The sequence below is a fragment of the Paenibacillus oleatilyticus genome, assembly GCF_018998565.1.
GTDB lineage: Bacteria > Bacillota > Bacilli > Paenibacillales > NBRC-103111 > Paenibacillus_G > Paenibacillus_G oleatilyticus.
The window spans coordinates 38038-58240 of record NZ_JAHNZO010000002.1; the positions used below are offsets into that span (position 1 = coordinate 38038).

The window sequence follows — 20203 nt, forward strand, 5'->3', positions numbered from 1 at the left end:
TGAAACCGAAGGCTTCCTCTTTTTTCATGTCTTCAATCGGCAATAAGTAGATTTTCCGGCCTACAAAAATCGCGGAGTCCATACATTGGAAAAAAGGAAAAGCGCGAATGTTGTCGAATGTACAATAATGCATGACTTCACGACTAAAAACAAGCCGAAGCGGCGTTAGGGATATACAAATTATTGACTTAATGATGAATTATAGTATAATAGGAAAAAATTACAAAATTTAGTTTCATAGCTCTGTTTAGCTTATAGTCTATAGAAAAGAGCTTGGCGTGAAGGAGAAATGTCCGGACATGCTAAGTTTTTTATTTTTAGCAAAGGATGATTGCGGAGGGGAGTCTTGGGAAACGGCCATTTTAACAGAATAATTGTAAGCGTTTACTAGAAAATGACATTATTGGAAGTGGGGTATTGTTATATGGCTAATGCAATCGAGGAGAAGGACAACCGTCTGAAGCGTTCCATGAAAAGCCGGCATATGTTTATGATTTCGCTGGGCGGGGCCATCGGTACGGGCTTGTTTGTCAGCACGGGGTATTTGATCAATCAAGCCGGGCCGGGTGGTGTCGTCTTGGCCTATTTGGCCGGCGGACTTCTGATGTATCTGGTTATGCTGTGTTTGGCCGAGCTGGCGGTCGTGATGCCGGTGACGGGTTCTTTTCAGGCCTATACCACCAAGTTTATAGGTCCGGCTACCGGGTTTACGATCGGCTGGTTGTATTGGATCAACTGGATTGTCGCCGTCGGCTCGGAATGGGTCGGCGCGGGGATTCTGATGACCCGATGGTTCCCGGACGTGCCCTCATGGGTGTGGATCTCGTTGTTCATTGTGCTGATGTTCCTGTTAAACGCCTTTTCCGCAAGTCTTTTTGCCGAATCCGAGTTCTGGTTCTCCGGCATTAAAGTGACGACGATCATGCTGTTCATCTTGTTAGGACTGGCCGCTATTGTGGGACTGATGCCTTTCGAGGGGCTGAATGCGGCTCCGATCCGCTCAGGCTTCGCCCATGACGGAGGGCTGTTCCCCAACGGATTTATTCCCGTATTCATGACCATGGTCGCCGTCAATTTCAGCTATCAGGGGACGGAGCTTATCGGCATTGCCGCGGGAGAGAGCGAAAATCCCGAAGAATCGGTTCCGAGGGCGACGAGAAATACGATTTGGAGAATTTTATTTTTATTCGTGGCGTCGGTCTTTGTTCTCGGTTCGTTGATTCCGTGGCAGGAGGCCGGTCTGACGGACAGTCCGTTTGTGCTTGTTTTCGATAAAATGGGCATTCCTTTTGCCGCCGATATTATGAATTTTGTTATTTTGACGGCTCTGCTCTCGGCGAGCAACTCCGGGCTGTATGCGTCCTCGCGTATGCTGTGGGCGCTCTCCAAAAGCAATATGGCCAGTCCTTACTTAAGCAAGCTGACCCCTCAAGGCGTGCCGTTTCGGGCGCTTATCGTCAGCGCCGTTATTGCGTCGCTCGCCTTGATTTCAAGCGTTGTGGCTCCGGATACCGTATTTTTGTGGCTGACCGGGATATCCGGATTCGCCGGAATTATGGTTTGGATGGGGGTTGCCTTATCGCAATATGTGTTCCGCCGCCGTTTTATTGCCGAAGGGAACAGTGTTCACGATCTGAAATACAGGGTCCGGCTGTTTCCTTTTGTGCCTATTTTCGCGATCATCCTATGTATCGTTGCGCTGGTCGGGCTAGCCTTCGACCAGGAGCAGAAAATCGCTCTTTACTACGGAATCCCGTTTACGATCATTTGTTATTTGGTTCACTATTTGTTTTACCGGCACAAACACCCGAAGCAAGAGCAGACGGGGAAAAGCTTATAAAAGGGCTTGGCTACGAAGCCCCGTAAGACCTATGGAAGAATACCTTCCATAGGTCTTTTCTTTTGCCGGGACTACAGCCGGCACGAGTCTCTCGCTTTACACGAGGGAATCGGTTTGCTAGAATAGGATCGAATTGTTAACCGGTTATAATTAATTTAGGTTAACAATAAAATACGATAGGGGCGGTGATCGGTGATGGAAACGGCGACAACCTGCGAAGAGCTGGCGGCTTGGAATAAGGCGTACTTATGGCATCCGTTTACACAGATGAAGGACTATGTTAAAAGCGAGCCTCTCATCATCGAACGGGGCGAAGGCATCTTGCTTTACGATGTTCGGGGATGCGCTTACTATGACGGGTTTTCGTCGGTCTGGCTCAACGTACACGGACACAACGTTCCCGAGTTGAACGAAGCGGTAACGTCCCAACTGGCGAAAGTCGCTCACTCGACTCTGCTCGGCATGGCCAATGTGCCGGCGATCGAGCTCGCCGCGAACCTGGTACGTATCGCTCCGGAACGGCTGACGAAGGTGTTTTATTCCGATGCCGGCGCGACCGGCGTGGAGATTGCGCTCAAGATGGCGTTCCAGTATTGGCACAACCGGGGGATCAGCCGCAAAACGAAATTTATTACGATGAACCAGGCTTACCATGGGGACACGCTCGGCGCCGTGAGCGTCGGTGCGATTCCGCTTTACCACGACGTCTTCCGGCCGCTGCTGTTTTCCTCTTACGTCATTCCGTATCCTTACGCTTACCGCACTCCAGGCGGGGCTTCCGCGGCGATGGAAGCAACGCTGTCCGCGCTGCGGGAGCTGTTGGAGTCGCGGGCGGACGAGATTGCGGCGCTCCTTGTGGAGCCAATCGTGCAGGGAGCAGGCGGCATCATCGTCATGCCGCAAGGATGCTTGCGCGAGATTGCCGCGCTGTGCCGCAAGCACGACGTGCTGCTGATCGCCGACGAGGTGGCGACAGGCTTCGGCCGCACCGGTGCGATGTTCGCCTGCGATTTGGAGGGCGTCTCGCCCGACTTGATGGTCGTCGGCAAAGGGTTAACCGGCGGCTATCTGCCGCTGGCTGCGACGCTGGCTACCGACGAGATCTACGCTGCGTTTTACGCCGATTACTCCAAGCAAAAGACGTTTTTTCACGGTCACTCATATACCGGCAATCCGCTCGGCTGCGCCGTCGCGCTGGCCAGCCTCCGTCTTCTCGAAGAACGGAAGATGATACATACGGTAAATGCAAAGGCCGCATTTGCGGCGAAGAAATTGGCACTGCTTGCCGATTGGTCGCATGTCGGCGAAATCCGGCAGCAAGGCCTGATGATCGGGATCGAGCTTGTCCGGGAAAAAAAGTCCCGCGAGCCTTATGCCTGGACGGACCGCATCGGCGTCCGCGTCAGCATGCGGGCGCGAGAGCTCGGCATGCTGACCCGCCCGCTCGGCAACGTTGTTGTTTTGATCCCGCCTCTCGCCAGTACGGAAGCGGAGCTTGATGCGATGACGGACATTTTGGCGGCTGCGATCTATGACGTCACCGAGGAAGGCTGGGGAGCGTGACCGGGGCACACGTGTCGTCTTCTCACAGCGGTGAGAAGCTGCCTGGCCGGAAGTGCTGGCGCGGAATATTCGTCACGGGCACGGATACCGGCGTCGGCAAGACGGTGATTACGGCGGCCATCGCCGCCGCGCTTCGCAGCGAAGGGCAGAACGTCGGCGTCTGGAAGCCGGTCCAGAGCGGGGGGCTTCTTGGCAAAGGTATCACAGATGCCGAACGGCTGCTGCGCGGCACCGATATTTCCGACCATCCGGAACAGGTCGCGCCGTTTACGTTTGCAGCTCCGCTGGCTCCGGCGCTTGCCGCCGTGCACGCCGGTGTAAACTTGACGATGGCCGGGCTTCTGGCGGCAGGGGAACCGTTGGCCGAACGGTACGACGCCCTGCTGATCGAAGGGGCAGGGGGCGCTGCCGTGCCGTTAACCTCCGACGCTCTCGTGGCGGATCTCATCGCGGAGCTTGGCGTTCCGGCGCTGATCGTCGCCCGCTGCGGCCTGGGCACGGTCAACCATACGCTGTTAACTGCAGCGGTGCTGCGGCAGCGGGGCATTCCCGTAGCAGGCGTCGTGATGAACGAGGTAGATCACGCGATATCGCGCAACGACCCGAGCACCGCTTGGAATGCGGAGCTGATTGAGCGCTACGGCAGCCTCCGCGTGCTGGGACGGTTCCCGTGGGTAAGCGGCGAAGCCACGATGGAGAGACTCGTGCAAGCCGTGAAGCAGCATATCGACATTTCGCCGGTCCGACAAATAGTGGAAAACGCAATAAATTCGTAGGAGGAGAGGGAGATGAGGATGAAGGCAACCGGAATGCCCGGAATACCCGAAATATCCGAAACGGCTGCGGATTGGCAGGCACTGGCTCAAAAGGCGCTGGAGGGAGAACGCTTGTCCGTCGAAGAAGGGCTCGCCGTACTGGAGGCCGACAACGACGAAGTGCTGCCGCTGCTGCAGGCCGTTTTTCGGATACGCAAACATTTTTACGGCAAGAAAGTCAAGCTGAACATGATTATTAACGCCAAAAGCGGCCTTTGCCCCGAGGACTGCGGCTACTGCGCCCAATCCATCGTATCCTCCGCGCCAATCGCCAAGTACCCGCTGCTGGAAAAAGCCACGCTGCTGGCCGGCGCGCGCGAAGCGATGGCCCGTCAAGCGGGAACCTACTGCATCGTCGCGTCCGGCAAAGGCCCGACGGACAAAGAATTGGATCAGGTCATTGAAGCGGTGAAGGAAATCCGCGCGACGATGCCGCTCAAAATTTGCGCGTGCCTCGGCCTTCTGAAGGATGAGCAAGCCGAACGCCTCGCGGAAGCGGGCGTACATCGCTACAACCATAATTTGAACACGAGCAGGACCAACTACCCTTCCATCACGACAACCCATACCTACGATCAACGGGTCGAGAGCGTGGAAAAGGTGAAACGCTACGGCTTGTCCCCTTGCTCCGGCGTTATTATCGGCATGGGCGAGACGAACCGCGAAATCGTGGAGATGGCTTACGCGCTTCGGGAGCTGGAAGCCGACTCGATTCCGGTCAACTTCTTGAACGCCATTCCGGGGACTCCGCTGGAACAAGCAGGGCGGACTCCCGCGATGAAGGCGCTCAAGGTGCTGGCGCTGTTCCGGTTGATCTGCCCGTCCAAGGAAATCCGCGTGGCGGGCGGCCGCGAGGTCAATCTCCGGACGCTGCAGCCGCTTGGCTTGTACGCCGCGAATTCGCTGTTCGTCGGCGATTATTTAACGACGAAAGGGCAGGAGGCTGCGGCTGATTATCAAATGATCGAGGATTTGGGCTTCGAGATTGAACAATGTGCTCTTTAAGGCGGTGACGGCATGAAATGGATCGAAGACGAGCTTCGGAAGCTGGAAGATCGTTCGTTAAACCGTTCGCTGCAGATCAGCGTCACGGTATCCGGCCACCAAGGTTACGTGCAGCGCGGACAAAAAACGCTGCTTGACCTGTCGTCCAACGATTACCTCGGTCTGGCCCGCCATCCGGCTATTGCTGCCGCCATGACACAAGCGCTTCTCGCCGAGGGAACCGGTTCCGGCGCGTCGCGTTTGATCACCGGCAACCGGCCTCCCTACGGCCGATTGGAAGATGCTCTCGCCGCTTGGCAGCAGAGCGAGGCCGCGCTTGTTTTTGCCAACGGCTATATGGCGAACCTCGGCGTCATACAGGCGCTTGCAGGCCGCGGAGATGTCGTGTTCAGCGACCGGCTGAATCACGCGAGCATCGTGGACGGCATTGGGCTAAGCCGCGCCGAGCACGCCCGGTACCGCCACAACGACATGGAGCATTTGCGCCTGTTATTGCACAAGCACCGCGATGCAGGACGCAAGCTGATCGTCACGGACGCGGTCTTTTCGATGGACGGCGACCAGGCACCGTTGGCCGAGCTTGTTACACTGAAGCGAGAGTATGGAGCCATCCTCATGGTCGACGAAGCCCATAGCGGTGGGGTCTATGGGCCCCGCGGCGAAGGGCTGTGTCATGCGCTGGGGCTGCAAAGCGGCGTGGACGTGCATGTGGGAACCTTCAGCAAAGCGTTCGGCGTCTACGGTGCCTACGTTTCCGGCAGCCGTACGCTCATCCGTTGGCTGGTCAATAAGGCAAGGCCGGTCATCTACTCGACGGCACTGCCCCCGTCCGTCATAGCCGGGATTACGGAAGCGCTGAATCTGGTGCAAACGGAACGCCACCGGCGCCAACGGCTTGCCGCGTCCAGTCGGCAGTTCCGATCGTCGTTGCGCATGGCGGGCTTTCAAATCGGGCCCGGAGATTCGCCGATCGTCCCGGTTGTCGTCGGAGACAACGCGACTGCCCTGCGTTTCAGCTCTGCGCTGGAAGCGGAAGGCATCGCCGCCGTTGCCGTCCGTCCCCCGACGGTCCCCGATGGAACGGCGCGCATTCGTTTTTCGTTATCCGCTGCGCATACCTCGGACGACCTGGCCGATGCCGCCAGCCGCATCGAACGGGTCGCTCTACGGCTGGGGGTGCTGGCGCAATGACGGACCCGCTTCGCATCTTCGCAAATAAAGCGGCGCTTCGAGCATCCGCCAGAACGCATACAACGGCAGGGCAGCGCTGCGCCGTTATCTTATGGCTGACCGGGTGGAGCATGCCGGAAACGGTATTCGCGGAGCTTCAATCGTATCTGCCCGAATTCGTTCATGTCCCGGTAAGGTTGAACTGCGCCAAAACGCCGGAGCAGATGATGGCTCAGGCTGAAGGGGCTGCCATCGCTTGGTTCACCAGGACAGACGACGCCCTTCCGAGCCTTGTATCCTCCCGCAGAAGCGGAAAACTCCTGATCGCCGGCTGGTCCCTCGGCGGATTGCTTGCGCTGCGGCTCGCCGCCCGAGGGTTCGCGGACGGCCTTGTGCTTTTCGGCGCAACCGCCCGATTCGTCCGCTCCCGGGAAGAATCGGACCTCGGCTGGCCGGATGCCGTTCTCCGGCACATGGCGGCGGCAATCGCCAAGGATCGTCTGGCGGTTGAAGCCCGATTCCGCCAACGTCTGCTTTCGGAAGAGGAGAAGATAACCGGCTTCGGCCCGCAGCTTCCCCCGGCAGGAAGCTGGTCGACCGCGGCGCTGCTCGCCGGCATCCAGCTTCTGCGGACGGAGAACCATGTATCGGCATTGCCGGAGATTGCTTGTCCGACGCTTCTTGTCCACGGCAAAGAGGACGAAGTATGCCCGTACGGTGCGGCGGAGGAGCTGTATAAACGGCTGCCGCAAGCAGAAATCCTGCCGGTTGATGGCGGCGGGCATATCCCGTTTCTTGGGCGCGAGGCCGCTATCGCCGAAGCGATAAGGAGGTGGCGGCATGGAGCACAGGTTGCATTCGATTCGCCGCCGGTTTGACCGCTCCGCCAAGGCATCCTATGACGCGCACGCACGCGTTCAACGCGTCATGGCGGACAAGCTCGGCAGGTCGCTGGCCCGCCGGAAGCAGGGAGCCGGCGAAGCACGGCCGCATCTGCTGGAAATCGGCTGCGGCACCGGCCTGTTGACCGAGATTTTGCTGCGCGATTGGCCGGATGCGGTCATCACCGCGCTGGATATCGCTCCGGCCATGCTGGAAGCGGCGGAACGGCGCATCCGGTCCAAGGCGTCATCGGCCGCCGAGAGCCAACGGCTCCCCGTAAGCTTCCATCTGGCGGATGCCGAAGCGTGGGCCGTCCAAGCGGAGCCGTTGTCGTTCGATCTGATCGTATCGAGCGCTTGCTTTCAATGGCTGGGTCGCCCGCAGGAAACGCTGCGGCATTTGCGGCGGCTGCTGCGTCCTGGCGGCTTATTGGCGTTCACGACCTTCGGTCCGGAGACGTTCCGCGAGCTGCACGAATCGTTTGCCGCCGTTTACCGCTCCCGCGGTTTGGAGCCGCAGCGGCACGGCCTTCCGTTTCTTTCTGCCGGCGAGTGGCGGACCCTGCTTCAACATGCGGGCTTTGCGGACGTTCGAGATGAGTGTGCCATCCGGACCGAAGGCTATGCCTCCGTCAGCGAATTTCTGCACTCGGTCAAAGCGACGGGAGCCAGCGCATCGGCGGCGGACGCTCCGCGCGGTCTTGGCTGGCGCTCCTTATTCGCCGGCATGTTCCGGGAATACGAAAAACGGTTTCCGGCCCCGGAAGGGATTTCAGCCACGTACCAGCTTCTTTTGCTCCAAGCGGAAGTTCCCTCATGACAAAGTTTCCTGGAAACGATAAAATGGAAACGAAGTTACCGGAGGTGGATGGCGATGTGCCGCTATGCGATGTATGGCCCATACAAAAATATTTACGCTTGTTTTTCGTGCCGCAAAGTGTTCAAGCAAACGTCCGATGATGAACTGAGCAAAATCGAAGTGGCGAACAGACAATACAAATGTCCGCAATGCGGGGAAGTCATGAATAATATGGGACACGACTTTCAAGCGCCAAAGCAGAAGGATATCAAGCAATGGAAAAAAGTTGAAACGCTGTATGCTCACGGCTTCAGCTATCATTCCTGCGGCTGCGGCGGACCGGGGTACCGGCCGGCGAAGCTGAACGAAGTCGAAGCGTTTCTGGAGGCGAATCAAACGTTCAAGACCGAAGGAGAGGTTCTGCTGCGGAAGCTGTCGGTTAAGGCGCAGGGTTAGACATATAATGCAGGGTTAGACATATAATAACGAAAAAAAAGGCCGGGGATGCTTTCCCACAGGCCTTTTTTTGATGGCTCGACGGACCTTTCGGCCATTCGATCCACTAGGACTTAGTGTACCGTATTTTGGAAGTTCAAGGCAAGAGAACGTTTATTCGGTTCCATCGGCCAAATGAATACATGTTACCAAATTTGAGCAATGTATCAGTAGAACCAGAGCCATAACAAAATGCAGGTGACGGAGGATGCGTTTCTTCAAATCAACAAGAACCGGAGGGGCCGGACGCAGCGCCGCTGGAAAATGGGAGGCCGATGGAGCCAGCTCTACTCCGCAGGAAGCCGCGCCGTTAAGTCCGGACCTTGAGCTTAATTTAGAGCATATTCGGTCGGCAACGGGAAACAGCCCGGATCTGATCATACGGACGATTCGCATCGGAGCTTCAGGTACGACGAAGGCGGCGGTCATTCATACCGATGGGCTGACGGACAAAGAAATCATTACCCGGTTTCTGGAGTCGTTCATGCTGCATGCTCGCGATCCGGCGCTATTCCGAGATTTGGACGGAACCGGGGGCACAGGGACTCCGCTGCAAATGCTTGAAGATTTTACCTTAACGCTCAGTTCGGTAACGGAAATCGACGATTTTCACGCGCTGTTCGACAACCTGCTGTCGGGCAATATGATCATTCTGATCGATGGGTTCGCCAAAGGGTTGTCCGCCGATACGAAGGGCTGGGAAGACCGCGGCGTCCAAGAGGCATCCGTGCAATCCGTTGTGCGCGGGCCCCGGGAATCGTTCTCGGAATGTCTGGGTACCAACATTGCCTTAATCCGGCGCAAAATCAAAGACCCGAAGCTCTGGATCGAGTCCCGATCGATCGGCCGGGTGACGAAGACGAAAGTCGCTTTGATGTACATCAAGGGTATCGCCAACGACAGCACGGTTGAGGAAGTGCGCAGCAGGCTGGACCGCATTGATATCGACGGTATTTTTGAGAGCGGGAATATCGAGGAGCTGATTCAAGAGAAAACGATTACCCCGTTTCCGACGCTGTACAATACGGAACGCCCCGACTCGGTCGCGGCGAATCTTTTGGAGGGCCGGGTGGCGATCGTTGTGGACGGAACACCGTTCGTTCTGGTCGTGCCGGTCGTATTCGCCCAATTTTTTCAGTCTCCCGAAGATTACTATCACCGGTCGGATTACGGGATTATTCGCATTCTCCGATACATCTCCCTGATGATTGCGCTGCTCGCTCCCGCTTTATTTATTTCCATTACGACCTTTCATCAAGAGATGCTGCCGACCACGCTGATGACCAGTATCGCGACACAGCGGGAAAGGGTGCCGTTTCCGGCCGCCATCGAAGCGTTCCTGATGGAGTTTACGTTCGAGCTTCTCCGCGAGGCGGGCATCCGGATGCCCAGAGCGATCGGCCCCGCGATTTCCATCGTAGGGGCGCTTGTGCTGGGGGAGGCGTCGGTCAGGGCCGGTCTGGTATCCCCGGCGATGGTCATCGTCGTATCGATAACGGCCATTGCCAGCTTTGCCTTTCCTTCGTTCGCGATGTCCATTCCGATCCGGATTTTGCGCTTCGTCCTGATGGGATTGGCCGCATCCTTCGGCCTTTTCGGCGTATTTATCGGACTGATTGTGCTTAACCTGCATTTGTGCAGTCTGCGTTCGTTCGGAGTTCCTTATATGGCGCCTTTTGCCCCGTATATTCCTAACGACAAGAAAGACGCCATATTCCGGTTCCCGTTGTCCGCGATGCGAAGACGGCCGGTCCTGATGCAGAGTCCGAATCCGGCGCGGCAAAATACGGTCCCGTCTGAGCCGGATGCGCATCATCAGCGGGAGGGCAGGAGAGGCAACCCATGAAACGCAACGTGTCGTTGGTTTGCATTTTATGCCTGCTGCTCGTCCTGACCACGGGCTGCTGGAGCCGCCGCGAGTTAAACGAGCTGGCGATCGTTACAGGCGTAGGCATCGATAGGGTCGATAACCAATACTTGTTGTCGCTCCAAGTGCTCAACATGGGGCAAGCGGGGAGTGAAGCTTCGGGAGGCGGGGGCGGCTCAAGTCTACCGGTGACGACGCAGTATATAAAGGCGGATTCGGTCTTTGAAGGCTTTCGCCGTTTGACGACCAAGCTTCCCCGCAAGCTGTATTTTGCTCATATCCGGGTCCTTGTATTTAGCGAAACGCTTGCGCGAGAAGGGCTACGGGATATCCTAGATCTGTTTGTGCGCGACCATGAAATTCGGCCGGATTTTTTCCTTATCGTGACCAAAGGCGTCGAAGCCAGGGAAGTCATGAGCCAGATCGTACCGATCGAGCAGTCGCCGGCCACCGCCTTGCTGAAAAGCTTGGAAATCTCCGAAAAAAACTGGTCTCCCACCATTGCCATAACGTTGGACGAGTTTATTACGGATCTGATGAAAGTAGGCAAGGAAGGAGTAATGACCGGTTTGCAATTAAACGGAGATCCTCGCCAAGGCCAGACGGATGCGAATTTGAAAACCGTCAATCCCCGCAGCAATTTCCGGTTTTCCAGCATTGGGGTGTTCAAGAACGACAGGCTGGTCGGCTGGTTGAATGAGGATGAAAGCCGGGGCTTCAGTTATATTACGAACCGTGTCGACGCTACGGTGACGGATGTTCCGTGCGATTCGGGAGGAAGGGCGACGATTGAAATTCTTCGAAGCCATACGAACCTAAAAGGCAGCGCGCCCCGCGGTGAACCGGTGATAACCGTCGAAGTCGAGTCCGAGGGCAATGTGGGAGAAGTATCGTGCAAGGAAGATTTGTCCAAGCCGGAGACGATCTATGCGTTGGAGCGCAAGGCGGAGCGGAAAATTGAAGGTTTCATCCAACAGGCGGTCCGCAAAGCCCGGCAGAGCAGCCGCTCCGACATCTTCGGATTCGGCGAGGCGATTCACCGGTACGATCCACGGAATTGGAATCGGTTAAAGGACGATTGGAACCGGTATTTCATGAGTGCCAAAGTAGAGACCCGGATCGACGTCAAACTGCGCAGAACGGGCAAGGTGGGACAATCGTTCATCGACAAAATGAAATGAGGAGGAGCGTTCGTCATGAAGGTGCTGCTCGTCTTATTGGCCGCTGCTGCGATTGTTGCTATCGAATGGCGTTCCTTGATGGAGCGAAAGCTGAAAAGAGAGCTGTGGACGTTTTTCCTGCTGTGTCTCGTCGGAACAAGTCTGGGGATAGCGGAAGTGCTGCGGCTCAACATCCCCAATCCGCTGGATTGGATTTCCGCGCTGTATAAGCCGCTGAGCAATCTCATCTACGGAAGTTCGGCTTAAGCCCATATCGTCTGTCGAAGAAATGGCAGGTGGAACCGTATGTTCGATAACGACAAGATCGATACCCATCAATTTACGCTGCTTGTGATTTTATTTGTTGTCGGGGATGCGCTGTTGTACGTGCCTTCGTGGCTGGCTTCTTCCGCCAAGCAGGATGCCTGGCTGGCAGCCGCTGTCGGATGCATCGAGGGCTTGGCGATCGCTTGGCTGTATACGACGTTGGCCAAACGCCACTTTCCGGCGACGCTGATCGATCTATGCCGCTCCGTCCTGGGCCGATGGGCGGGAACGGCAGCAGCCTGCTCTTTCGTCAGTTTTATTCTGGTTGATGTTTCTCTCATGTTGTATGAAATCGGGGACTTCATCACGACGCAGATGATGCCGGAGACCCCGATCGAGGTCGTCATTCTGCTGTTCACCGGCGTTATCGTACTCGGTGTGCGGCATGGGGCGGTTACGCTGGTTCGCTCGTCCGAATTGGTGTTTCCTTCGTTTGTGCTGCTTTACTTGATGTTGATCTTGTTTATTTCTCCGCAGATCAAGCTGGAGCATGCCCAGCCGGTGTTGGGCAAGGGCTTGAAACCGATTATGGAAGGAAATTTAAGATTTTTCGGGAATCTGGAGGAAAGCGTCATCCTGCTCATGCTGTTTCCTTTGGTCCGTAATCCGGGCAAGGGGGCAAAAGCTTTTGCGACGGGACTGGTTGTCGGCACGATCGTTCTTACCGTGTTTTCCACGGTTTCCATTCTGGTGATGGGCAGCGATATGACCGCATTGTTGGCCTATCCGAGCTATGTGCTGGCGCAGAAGGTTGCCGTCGGCAAGTTTTTTGAGCGGATCGAAGCCATTATGGCGTTTCTTTGGTTTATTACCGTTTTTGTCAAAATATCCGTCTGCTACTATGCCGCCTCCTATGGGATAGCCCAGATCGTGAAGCTGCCGAGATTCCGGCCGGTTACGCTGCCGCTCGCCATGATTTTAATGGTGCTGGCTCTGGTGTTCGTTCCGAATCGGCCGTACTTTGACCTTTTTGCGACGAAGATCTGGACGCCTTACACGCTCACCTTCGGATTGTTTCTCCCTTTGCTAATGCTCGGAGCGGCTTGGCTGCGCAGGTCGCCCGGGAAGAGATGAGGTGAAGGTATGGACGGTCAACGGCAAATCTCGGTATATCAATTTAAGGTCCTGACGATCTTGTTCTCGTTAGGCTCTACGCTGCTCGTCATCTCATCGGGACTGGCCGACGAGCTGAAGCAGGATGCCTGGCTGGGCGCCGCTTTGGGCACCTTGGGAGGGCTGGCGCTCGCCGCGCTGTATAATGCCTTGGCGGGACGGTTCCCGGACAAGACGTTGACGGAGCTTAGCACGCATCTGCTTGGAAAAACGGCAGGCCGTATGTTTATGCTCGCCTACCTCTTTTTCAACTTTTACTCCGCGGCTGCTTTAATCTGGTACGTCGGCAACTTCCTGACGACCAATCTGTTCATCGAAACTCCGAGGCCGGTATTGATGATCCTCTATGCTGCCGTCATGCTGTATGGGACGCATCTGGGGCTAGGGGCTTTGGCGCGGTCTGCGGAGACGTCTGTTCTGATCTTTATGTTCGCGCTTGTCATCGTCATGTTATCGCTGCTGCCGGAAGCCCAGACCGGGAATCTGCTGCCGGTAATGGAAGCGGGGCCCGGACCGCTATCGCGGGCTTCGTTCACATTCTTAAGCTTCGCTTACTTTCCGTGGGTTTCATTGCTGATGATTTATCCGAAGCACGTAAGCCGTCCCGAAGCGTGCGGTAAAGCGCTCTACACCTCCGTACTAAGCTCGGGCGCGATTTTGACGGCCGTAACCGCATTGACGGTCATGGTGCTAGGTCCCGACCGGACGTCCATCGAGCTGTATCCGACCTATAACCTGACGATGAAAATCAGCATCGGTCATTTTTTTGAACGCATCGAAGCGCTGTTTGTCTTGTTATGGCTGCTCGCTATATTTTATCAAGCGGTGCTCATTTACTACGCTGCCGTAACGGGCTTGGCCCAGATGATTCGGGTGGACGAATACCGCTCGCTCAATTTGCCGATGGGCCTGTGCCTTGTACCTTTTGCGCTGCTCATTTATCCGAATGTCGGCTACGAGCAGGCGTGGGATTATAAGGTGTGGCCGGTATTTTCGTTGACGTTCGCCTTGTGGCCGGCGGTTCTGCTGCTGGTAGCGAAGTTTAGGGGCCGAGGAGCGAAGCGTCATGCAAAAAATGGTAGGTAAAGCGCAGACGATTCGTTATAATGGGAGCAGATACCAAGGAAGGTGGCTGCACATGCTCTCAAATGTACCGATAAGCTTCGCTTCGCTTCAATTTCGTAGGACCGCTGAGGAGGACTTGGAGTTTGTATTAACGACGGAGCAGCATCCCGCGAATACGCCATTTATCATTTCCTGGACCCCGGAGCAGCACCGGGAAACCATACACAGCAGCGATAAGCTGCATCTCCTCGTCGAAACGCCGGACGGCAGGCCTGTCGGCTATCTTATTCTCGCCGGATTGACGAGTCCGAACCGCTGTATCGAGCTGGTCCGTATCACAATTGCCGACCAGGGGCGGGGGTACGGCAAAGCGTCGATCCGGTTCGTTCAGAACCATGCGTTCAAGCACTTGAAGGCTCACCGCTTGTGGCTGGATGTCAAGGAGCACAACGCAAGAGCGAAGCAGCTTTACGAATCGTCGGGCTTTAAGACGGAAGGAACGCTGAGGGAATGCATCCGCACGAACGGCGGGTACGAATCGCTGATCGTCATGTCCATGCTGGAGCGGGAATATGAAGAGCGTGGCGGCGAATGAAGCAGCATGAAACCATTTTGAATAGACGCGGCATTGCGTATTCTGGACCTTGTTGTCCGCCTAAAGTTTGAACAGTCAGGCTTTACCGCATGTTTTTCCTTTAATTGGGCATCTTAATCAAGATCGTCCAACCCGGAGGCCTCGCGGATGAAAAAGTATGCTTTTAACGAAATTACGACTTGGCAATATATATTTCTCATTTTCACTTCGGAAATTGGCATCGGCGTTCTCCCGTTTCCTGCGAATGTGGCCCGGTACGCGGGGACGGACAACTGGATATCGGTGATCTTGGGCTGGGCTCTGATTACGGCCGCCAGCCTGTTTATCATCCAAGCCATGAAGCATTACCCGGACGGGACGCTGCTTGATCTGCTGACAAATTATTGGGGCAAATGGGCGGGGATGGCCGGCGCGATCGTCGTCGCTCTCTATTTTGCTTTTTTCTCATACGTCGTTTTCTCCCGGACGGTGATCTACGTCAAAGCATGGCTGCTCCCGCAAACGTCGGAGCTTCTGCTCGTCGTACTGCTGATCGTTCCGTTCTGGCTCATTGCCCGCAGCGGAGTCCGGGTCCATGGCAGATTTGCGGAGTTCGTTGTTTTGATCTGCTGCTGGATGCCTTTGATTTTTATCTACGTGATTGGCGACGCCGAGTGGCTTCATCTGCTTCCCGTGCTTAAGGAAGGGTGGGAACCGGTGGTGAAGGGTACGCCGGAGATGGTGTTTACTTTTTTAGGCTTTGAAATGACCTTTGTGCTGTATCCGTTTCTGCAAAAGAAAAACCGGGCGGCCATCGGGGTGATTACTGGCAATACGCTGGCCTTGCTTGTCTACTTGCTGCTGGACTTTACTTGTCTTGTGTTCTACAGCCCGGACGAGATCTCGCAATACAACGAACCGGTGATCAGCTTGCTGAAGGTGGTCGAATTTCCTTTCATCGAACGGTTTGAAATCGTGTTTCTCGCGCTGTATCTTTTGTTAATCGCTTTGACGTGGATTCCTTTTACGTTCTGCAGCGTATACTCCACGAGCTGGATGCTGGGCAAGCAGGACCATCGGCCGCATCTGATCGTGTTTTTGCTGCTGCTCGTAGGGTCTTATTGCTTTTATCACCCGACGTTCCGCGCGAACAACAAAATGATCGATTGGATGGGCAAATTCGGAGCAGGCTTTGCCGTCGTGTTTCCGTTGTTGCTATGGATGCTTGTTGCGGCTGCCGACCGGTACCGGAGGACGGCCAGTTAATTGACAATGATAATCTTTATCAATATTATAAAATGGTAAGTTTATCTAGGGGAGTGATTCCATGTTTATTGAAATGAAAACGATTATCGTCAAAGAAGGAACCTCGGATCTGGTCGTTCAGCGCTTCAGCGGAGAGGGTGCCATTGAAAAATCCGAAGGCTTTATCGATTTGAGCGTACTCGTCAAGAAGGCCAGAAAAGGCGACGAAGAGGTCATTGTAATGATTCGCTGGGAATCTGAGGAAGCGTGGAAGAAATGGGAGACCAGCGAGGTTCATCTCGAAGGTCACCGGCAGGCAAGAGGCAAGCCGAAGCCGGAGCATATCCTCAGCTCGAGCCACGGAAACTATGAAGTGAAGACGGTCAAAGGGCCGTATCGCCAGCAAGCGCAAGCGTGACGGGCCCGCTCCTGTCCGTTCTATCGATTCGGAAACGAAGCTTCGGCTTAAGCTCCTCGCGGGGCGCTGAGGCTTTTTTTGCTGTCCATATGCTGGAAGGAATCCCTCTGGACAATCGGAGCGGGCTCCATTACAGTAGAGAGGAATGAATTGACAAAAGGAGTACGGGAAATGAAAAGCAAGCTCAAAAAAGTATTACTGCCTACGATGGCGCTAAGTCTGATGATCATGGCACCCGCGATTGCGGAAGGACCGTCCCAAACGGCGGGACAGCAGCCGCCGCTGCCTGAAGAAATCGCCTTCCAAATTCCGACGAACAATTATTGCAGCGCGGATAAGTCTCTGGATTTTTCGTTCCAATTATCCAATGCCGGCAGCACGCCTGCCGATATTACGGTGTCCTTTTATCAACAGGACGGCACCAAGCTTACGACGGAAGGCACGTCCTACCAGGAGATCGGTTCCACGATCATCCCGGGCAAGCCTTTTACGCTGAAAGGCTATACCACAGGGCTGTACCATATCAACTTTGGCAACCATCTCAAGTGCAGCGAGCGCGTGTATCTAGGGAGAATCTTCGTCAATTCGGGCAAAGCCTCGCTGCTTGCGAGAGGCTGGGTGAACACGAACGGAGCGGTTCAGAACGTCGAAGTGAACGGCAATCAGACGTTCGAGCTTGCTGCTGTGCCAACGCCGGCCGAAGCGACAGCGACCAAAGCAGAGTAGGTCAATCCAGTCAGTCCATTGAGGAGCGTCGGTTTCGTTCAGGAGCCTGGCTCCTCTTTTTTGCAGGATAGACGAATCGAAGCTTTTGGGAGGGTTCGTTATGGGTGCCAATTGGGACGATGAGAGCATCGCGAGGGAAGCTCTGAAGCAATTCCCGGTTCATGGGGAGCGGCTCGTTTACTTGGGGAAGAGCGATAATGTGACCTTTCAGGTGAAGACGAAGCAGGAAAGCGTGAACTATCTGATGAAGCTGCATTATGCTGCAAGAGGAAGCCATTCCAAAAAGACCGTCGAATCGGAGCTGCTGTGGCTCGAAGCGTTAGCCGCGGAGACGGCCTTGACGGTACCTTCTCCGGTAAGAAACCGGGACAACGAGCTGACCGTAGAGGCAGTCGTCAACGCATCCGGGGAAAGCATCGTCGTCACGCTGCATCGGTGGGTGAATGGCGAGCTTCTGGACAGGGAGCCGACAACCGGGGAAGCTCGAAGCCTGGCCCAACTCATGGCCGCGCTGCATCGGCATGCGATGGAGTGGAACGCTCCCGCAGGGTTCACCCGGCCAGTGTATGATACGGACAACGTGTTGTCGCTGCCGGGTCCGTTAAAGCGGCTGCCGGAGCTAAACGTCATTTCGAACGAAGCATACGTTTGCCTGGAGCGGACCGCGCATAAAATCGCCGCCGGGCTACAGCGTCAAACGGTGGCCAAGTCCACCTGGGGGCTGATTCATTCGGACCTGCACGAAAGCAACTACGTCTTCGATCAGGGCATTCCGAGGCCCATCGACTTTTCCGCGTGCGGCTACGGCTTTTATCTGTTTGACGTGGCCGAAACGTTTCTGCATCTTTCGCCGGAGAACCGGCGCCAATTTTTGTCCGCCTACCGGGAGGAACGGCAGATGCAGAAGATCGATGCGAAGAGCCTGGACCTGTTTTTCGTCTGGGCGATTCTGCGCAACTTCGCTTTTCTCGCCCGTAACCCTGCGGAGCATGCGTCGCTATCCGAGCTTATCCCCAAAGTAGTGAAAAGCTATTTTGAAAACTATCTGAAAGACGAACCGGTTCTGGGAGGGGGATAACATGCTGTTGTTTGAAGCGATCAAAAACCGGTCGATGGCGGAGCTTGAGGCCGCAGCGTTAGCGGACGATGTGAACGGGCAGGACAAGTTCGGCCGCACTCCGCTGCATTATATCATTACGCAAAAGGCGCCGATGGAGATGTTTGCGTTTTTGCTCGCCAAGGGAGCCGATCCGCAGCTGGAAGACAAGCTCGGCTTAATGGTGCTGGAAAAAGCAGTCAAATTCGGCAATAAGCGTGCGGTGGAGCTGTTGATCGCACATGGCATCGAATTGGACCATCCGAAGGGCATTACGCATACGCCTTGGTTTAAGGCGAGACATCATCCCGAAATTGCCGACCTGCTGCTTGGCGCGAAAGGGACTTTCCGGTTAACGCTGACGGAGGCGGAAAGCGAGCTCGTCGATGCTCTGCTTTATTCGGAGAACGAGGAGCGCATGGCCCGGCTGCATCTGTTGAACACGCCGGAGCTTCTGCACGCTTTTGTGCTGGGATTTAACTGGGATGACGAGCTGGAGCCGATCGAGGCGATTGTGCGGCATCCGGAGTGCCGGGAAGCGACGGCTTACGAAATATACGATCTCGCGGACGGAGACTACTGGCTGGAGCGCGAGAGGAGCGGGGATGAGTACGAGCGGCAGTACATCGCGTTAATCCGTTATACGCTGGAAAGATTTCCGGAGTTGAAGGCTATATAAAGGAGAAAGCAGAAGCATGAAGGAGAGAGTAGAAGGATGGATCGGGCGCTGGGACGCGCTGCTGAAGCGCCTTGAAGCGCAGGGCGCAACGGTGCGCGAATGGGTCGTCGAGCCGGAAGCGGACGAGGAACGCGTGGGGGAAACAGAGGCGCGCCTTGGAATCGGGCTGCCGCCGACCGTGCGCCGGATCATCGCCGAAGGAGCGGGAAAAGTTACGATTTACTGGTATTTCGACAAGGAGACGCTGTCCCCTTTTGAGTCGTCCGGCGAGCTGGCGTGGAGTCTCGATGCGTTCGAATGGCCCTATTTTGGCGACGACGAGCTGGAGGAGGAGAAGCGATACCTTGCTTTTCATGTAGCCGGCAACGGGGACTATGTGCTGCTCGATCTTGAAGGCTATCCGGATGATCCGCCGGTCGTCAGCTGGGGACATGAGACGGGCGAGTTTCTGCTGCTGGCCCCATCGTTCACCGAATTTGTGGAGCGGGTAACGGAGCTGGCCTTCATCGGCGCGGAGGACAGTGCGTACGAGCCGTTTTGCGGGCCGGATGGTCTGGATGTCGACGGGCTGAACGCGAAGGCATGGAAAGCCTGGCTGGACCGCTATTTGACGCTTACACTGGAGGAGGCGGCGAAGGAGCTGCCGCTGCTCATCGACTATATTACGTTCCATGAAGCGGAGGATGCGGGGGTGCGCGAAGCTCTTGCGCGCTATGAGCCTGACGCCGTGCTGGAGGCATGGCTGTCCAGACTGGAGCGGGAGACGTACCGGGGGAACCGGGATCAACTGTTCGGGTACATAGGAGAAACCGTTGGCGAAGCGGCGGCGGAATGGGTGCGTTCGCTCTGGTCGGACCGGCCTCCGGTTGAAGTGTCGAACTATAGCAGAGCGTATTTGTCGGCATGCTGCCTTCCGGGAAGCGAAGGGCTGGAACGCGTGTTGGCCCGGTTGGAGCTGGAGGCGCAGAGCAGCAAAATCGATGGCTACAGCGCGAATGGTTTGCTGCGGTATTTCCACAGCCGGGACGTCATCCGGTGGGCGGAGTCGCACGTCGCGTTTCCGTTCGGGGGCTGGGACGAGCTTTTCGCAGCCTCTGCCCCCCATTGGGAGGACGTCTGCCGCTGGCTGGACGGGCATGAGGCCATGCGGCAGTCGGCGCTGTCCGCACTCGGCAAGCTGTTCGCGAGAGGGGAAGCTCCGGAGGGCGAGCCGGGTCGCGGTGAAATTATCCGGCTGCTGGATAAGGCCGAGCGGGAAGCCGTGCTGAAGAAGGAAAAGGAAGCGGTTCGGCGGGTAACGGCGCATTTAGCCGATTGGCGGTAACGGAGGCAGGACGAAGAGACTGAGGCAAAGGGGAACGGAAT

At 56.1% G+C, this 20203-nt stretch carries 20 protein-coding genes; all 20 read left to right on the plus strand.

Features of this window, described 5'->3' with window-relative positions; genetic code table 11:
- The first annotated feature begins 424 nt into the window (after window positions 1-424).
- On the plus strand, window positions 425-1840 hold the full coding sequence (locus KQX66_RS03410; protein WP_216789792.1) for an amino acid permease: 1416 nt from the start codon (window positions 425-427) through the stop codon (window positions 1838-1840).
- Between the two features lie 195 nt (window positions 1841-2035).
- Window positions 2036-3403, plus strand: coding sequence for an adenosylmethionine--8-amino-7-oxononanoate transaminase (bioA, locus tag KQX66_RS03415; RefSeq protein ID WP_216789794.1), 1368 nt, complete (start codon window positions 2036-2038; stop codon window positions 3401-3403).
- Window positions 3400-4179 carry a dethiobiotin synthase gene (bioD, locus tag KQX66_RS03420; RefSeq protein ID WP_216789797.1) on the plus strand — a complete coding sequence of 260 codons (780 nt, stop codon included), beginning with the start codon at window positions 3400-3402 and terminating at the stop codon, window positions 4177-4179. The genes bioA and bioD overlap by 4 nt, the downstream gene beginning before the upstream one ends.
- Window positions 4180-4197: 18 nt before the next feature.
- A complete protein-coding gene (gene bioB, locus KQX66_RS03425; protein WP_284439779.1) occupies window positions 4198-5223 on the plus strand; it encodes a biotin synthase BioB in 1026 nt (341 codons plus the stop codon).
- Between the two features lie 12 nt (window positions 5224-5235).
- Complete coding sequence (gene bioF / locus KQX66_RS03430; RefSeq protein WP_216789800.1) at window positions 5236-6414, plus strand: 8-amino-7-oxononanoate synthase; 1179 nt, start codon at window positions 5236-5238, stop codon at window positions 6412-6414.
- Window positions 6411-7271: an alpha/beta hydrolase gene (locus KQX66_RS03435; protein WP_216789802.1), complete on the plus strand. Its 861-nt coding sequence runs from the start codon at window positions 6411-6413 to the stop codon at window positions 7269-7271. Before bioF ends, KQX66_RS03435 begins: the two co-directional genes overlap by 4 nt.
- Window positions 7234-8094 carry a malonyl-ACP O-methyltransferase BioC gene (gene bioC, locus KQX66_RS03440; RefSeq protein ID WP_216789804.1) on the plus strand — a complete coding sequence of 287 codons (861 nt, stop codon included), beginning with the start codon at window positions 7234-7236 and terminating at the stop codon, window positions 8092-8094. Before KQX66_RS03435 ends, bioC begins: the two co-directional genes overlap by 38 nt.
- 54 nt (window positions 8095-8148) lie before the next feature.
- A complete protein-coding gene (locus KQX66_RS03445) occupies window positions 8149-8529 on the plus strand; it encodes a hypothetical protein (protein WP_216789807.1) in 381 nt (126 codons plus the stop codon).
- A 247-nt stretch (window positions 8530-8776) separates the two neighbouring features.
- On the plus strand, window positions 8777-10414 hold the full coding sequence (locus tag KQX66_RS03450) for a spore germination protein (RefSeq protein WP_216789809.1): 1638 nt from the start codon (window positions 8777-8779) through the stop codon (window positions 10412-10414).
- Window positions 10411-11616, plus strand: coding sequence for a Ger(x)C family spore germination protein (locus tag KQX66_RS03455; RefSeq protein WP_216789811.1), 1206 nt, complete (start codon window positions 10411-10413; stop codon window positions 11614-11616). The genes KQX66_RS03450 and KQX66_RS03455 overlap by 4 nt, the downstream gene beginning before the upstream one ends.
- Before the next feature lie 15 nt (window positions 11617-11631).
- Window positions 11632-11862 carry a hypothetical protein gene (locus KQX66_RS03460; protein ID WP_216789813.1) on the plus strand — a complete coding sequence of 77 codons (231 nt, stop codon included), beginning with the start codon at window positions 11632-11634 and terminating at the stop codon, window positions 11860-11862.
- Between the two features lie 39 nt (window positions 11863-11901).
- Window positions 11902-12996 carry a GerAB/ArcD/ProY family transporter gene (locus tag KQX66_RS03465; RefSeq protein ID WP_216789815.1) on the plus strand — a complete coding sequence of 365 codons (1095 nt, stop codon included), beginning with the start codon at window positions 11902-11904 and terminating at the stop codon, window positions 12994-12996.
- Between the two features lie 9 nt (window positions 12997-13005).
- Window positions 13006-14121 (plus strand): GerAB/ArcD/ProY family transporter, encoded by a 1116-nt coding sequence (locus KQX66_RS03470; RefSeq protein ID WP_216789818.1) that lies wholly within the window; start codon window positions 13006-13008, stop codon window positions 14119-14121.
- Window positions 14122-14173: 52 nt separating this feature from the next.
- Window positions 14174-14695 carry a GNAT family N-acetyltransferase gene (locus tag KQX66_RS03475; RefSeq protein WP_216790466.1) on the plus strand — a complete coding sequence of 174 codons (522 nt, stop codon included), beginning with the start codon at window positions 14174-14176 and terminating at the stop codon, window positions 14693-14695.
- A 147-nt stretch (window positions 14696-14842) separates the two neighbouring features.
- A complete protein-coding gene (locus KQX66_RS03480; protein WP_216789820.1) occupies window positions 14843-15940 on the plus strand; it encodes a GerAB/ArcD/ProY family transporter in 1098 nt (365 codons plus the stop codon).
- A 61-nt stretch (window positions 15941-16001) separates the two neighbouring features.
- On the plus strand, window positions 16002-16337 hold the full coding sequence (locus KQX66_RS03485; RefSeq protein WP_010497341.1) for an antibiotic biosynthesis monooxygenase family protein: 336 nt from the start codon (window positions 16002-16004) through the stop codon (window positions 16335-16337).
- Window positions 16338-16508: 171 nt separating this feature from the next.
- A complete protein-coding gene (locus KQX66_RS03490) occupies window positions 16509-17063 on the plus strand; it encodes a hypothetical protein (RefSeq protein WP_216789822.1) in 555 nt (184 codons plus the stop codon).
- Between the two features lie 100 nt (window positions 17064-17163).
- Complete coding sequence (locus KQX66_RS03495; protein ID WP_216789825.1) at window positions 17164-18141, plus strand: phosphotransferase enzyme family protein; 978 nt, start codon at window positions 17164-17166, stop codon at window positions 18139-18141.
- 1 nt (window position 18142) lies between these two features.
- A complete protein-coding gene (locus tag KQX66_RS03500; RefSeq protein WP_216789827.1) occupies window positions 18143-18838 on the plus strand; it encodes a DUF4274 domain-containing protein in 696 nt (231 codons plus the stop codon).
- Between the two features lie 16 nt (window positions 18839-18854).
- Window positions 18855-20162 (plus strand): SMI1/KNR4 family protein, encoded by a 1308-nt coding sequence (locus KQX66_RS03505; RefSeq protein WP_216789830.1) that lies wholly within the window; start codon window positions 18855-18857, stop codon window positions 20160-20162.
- Window positions 20163-20203 lie beyond the last annotated feature (41 nt).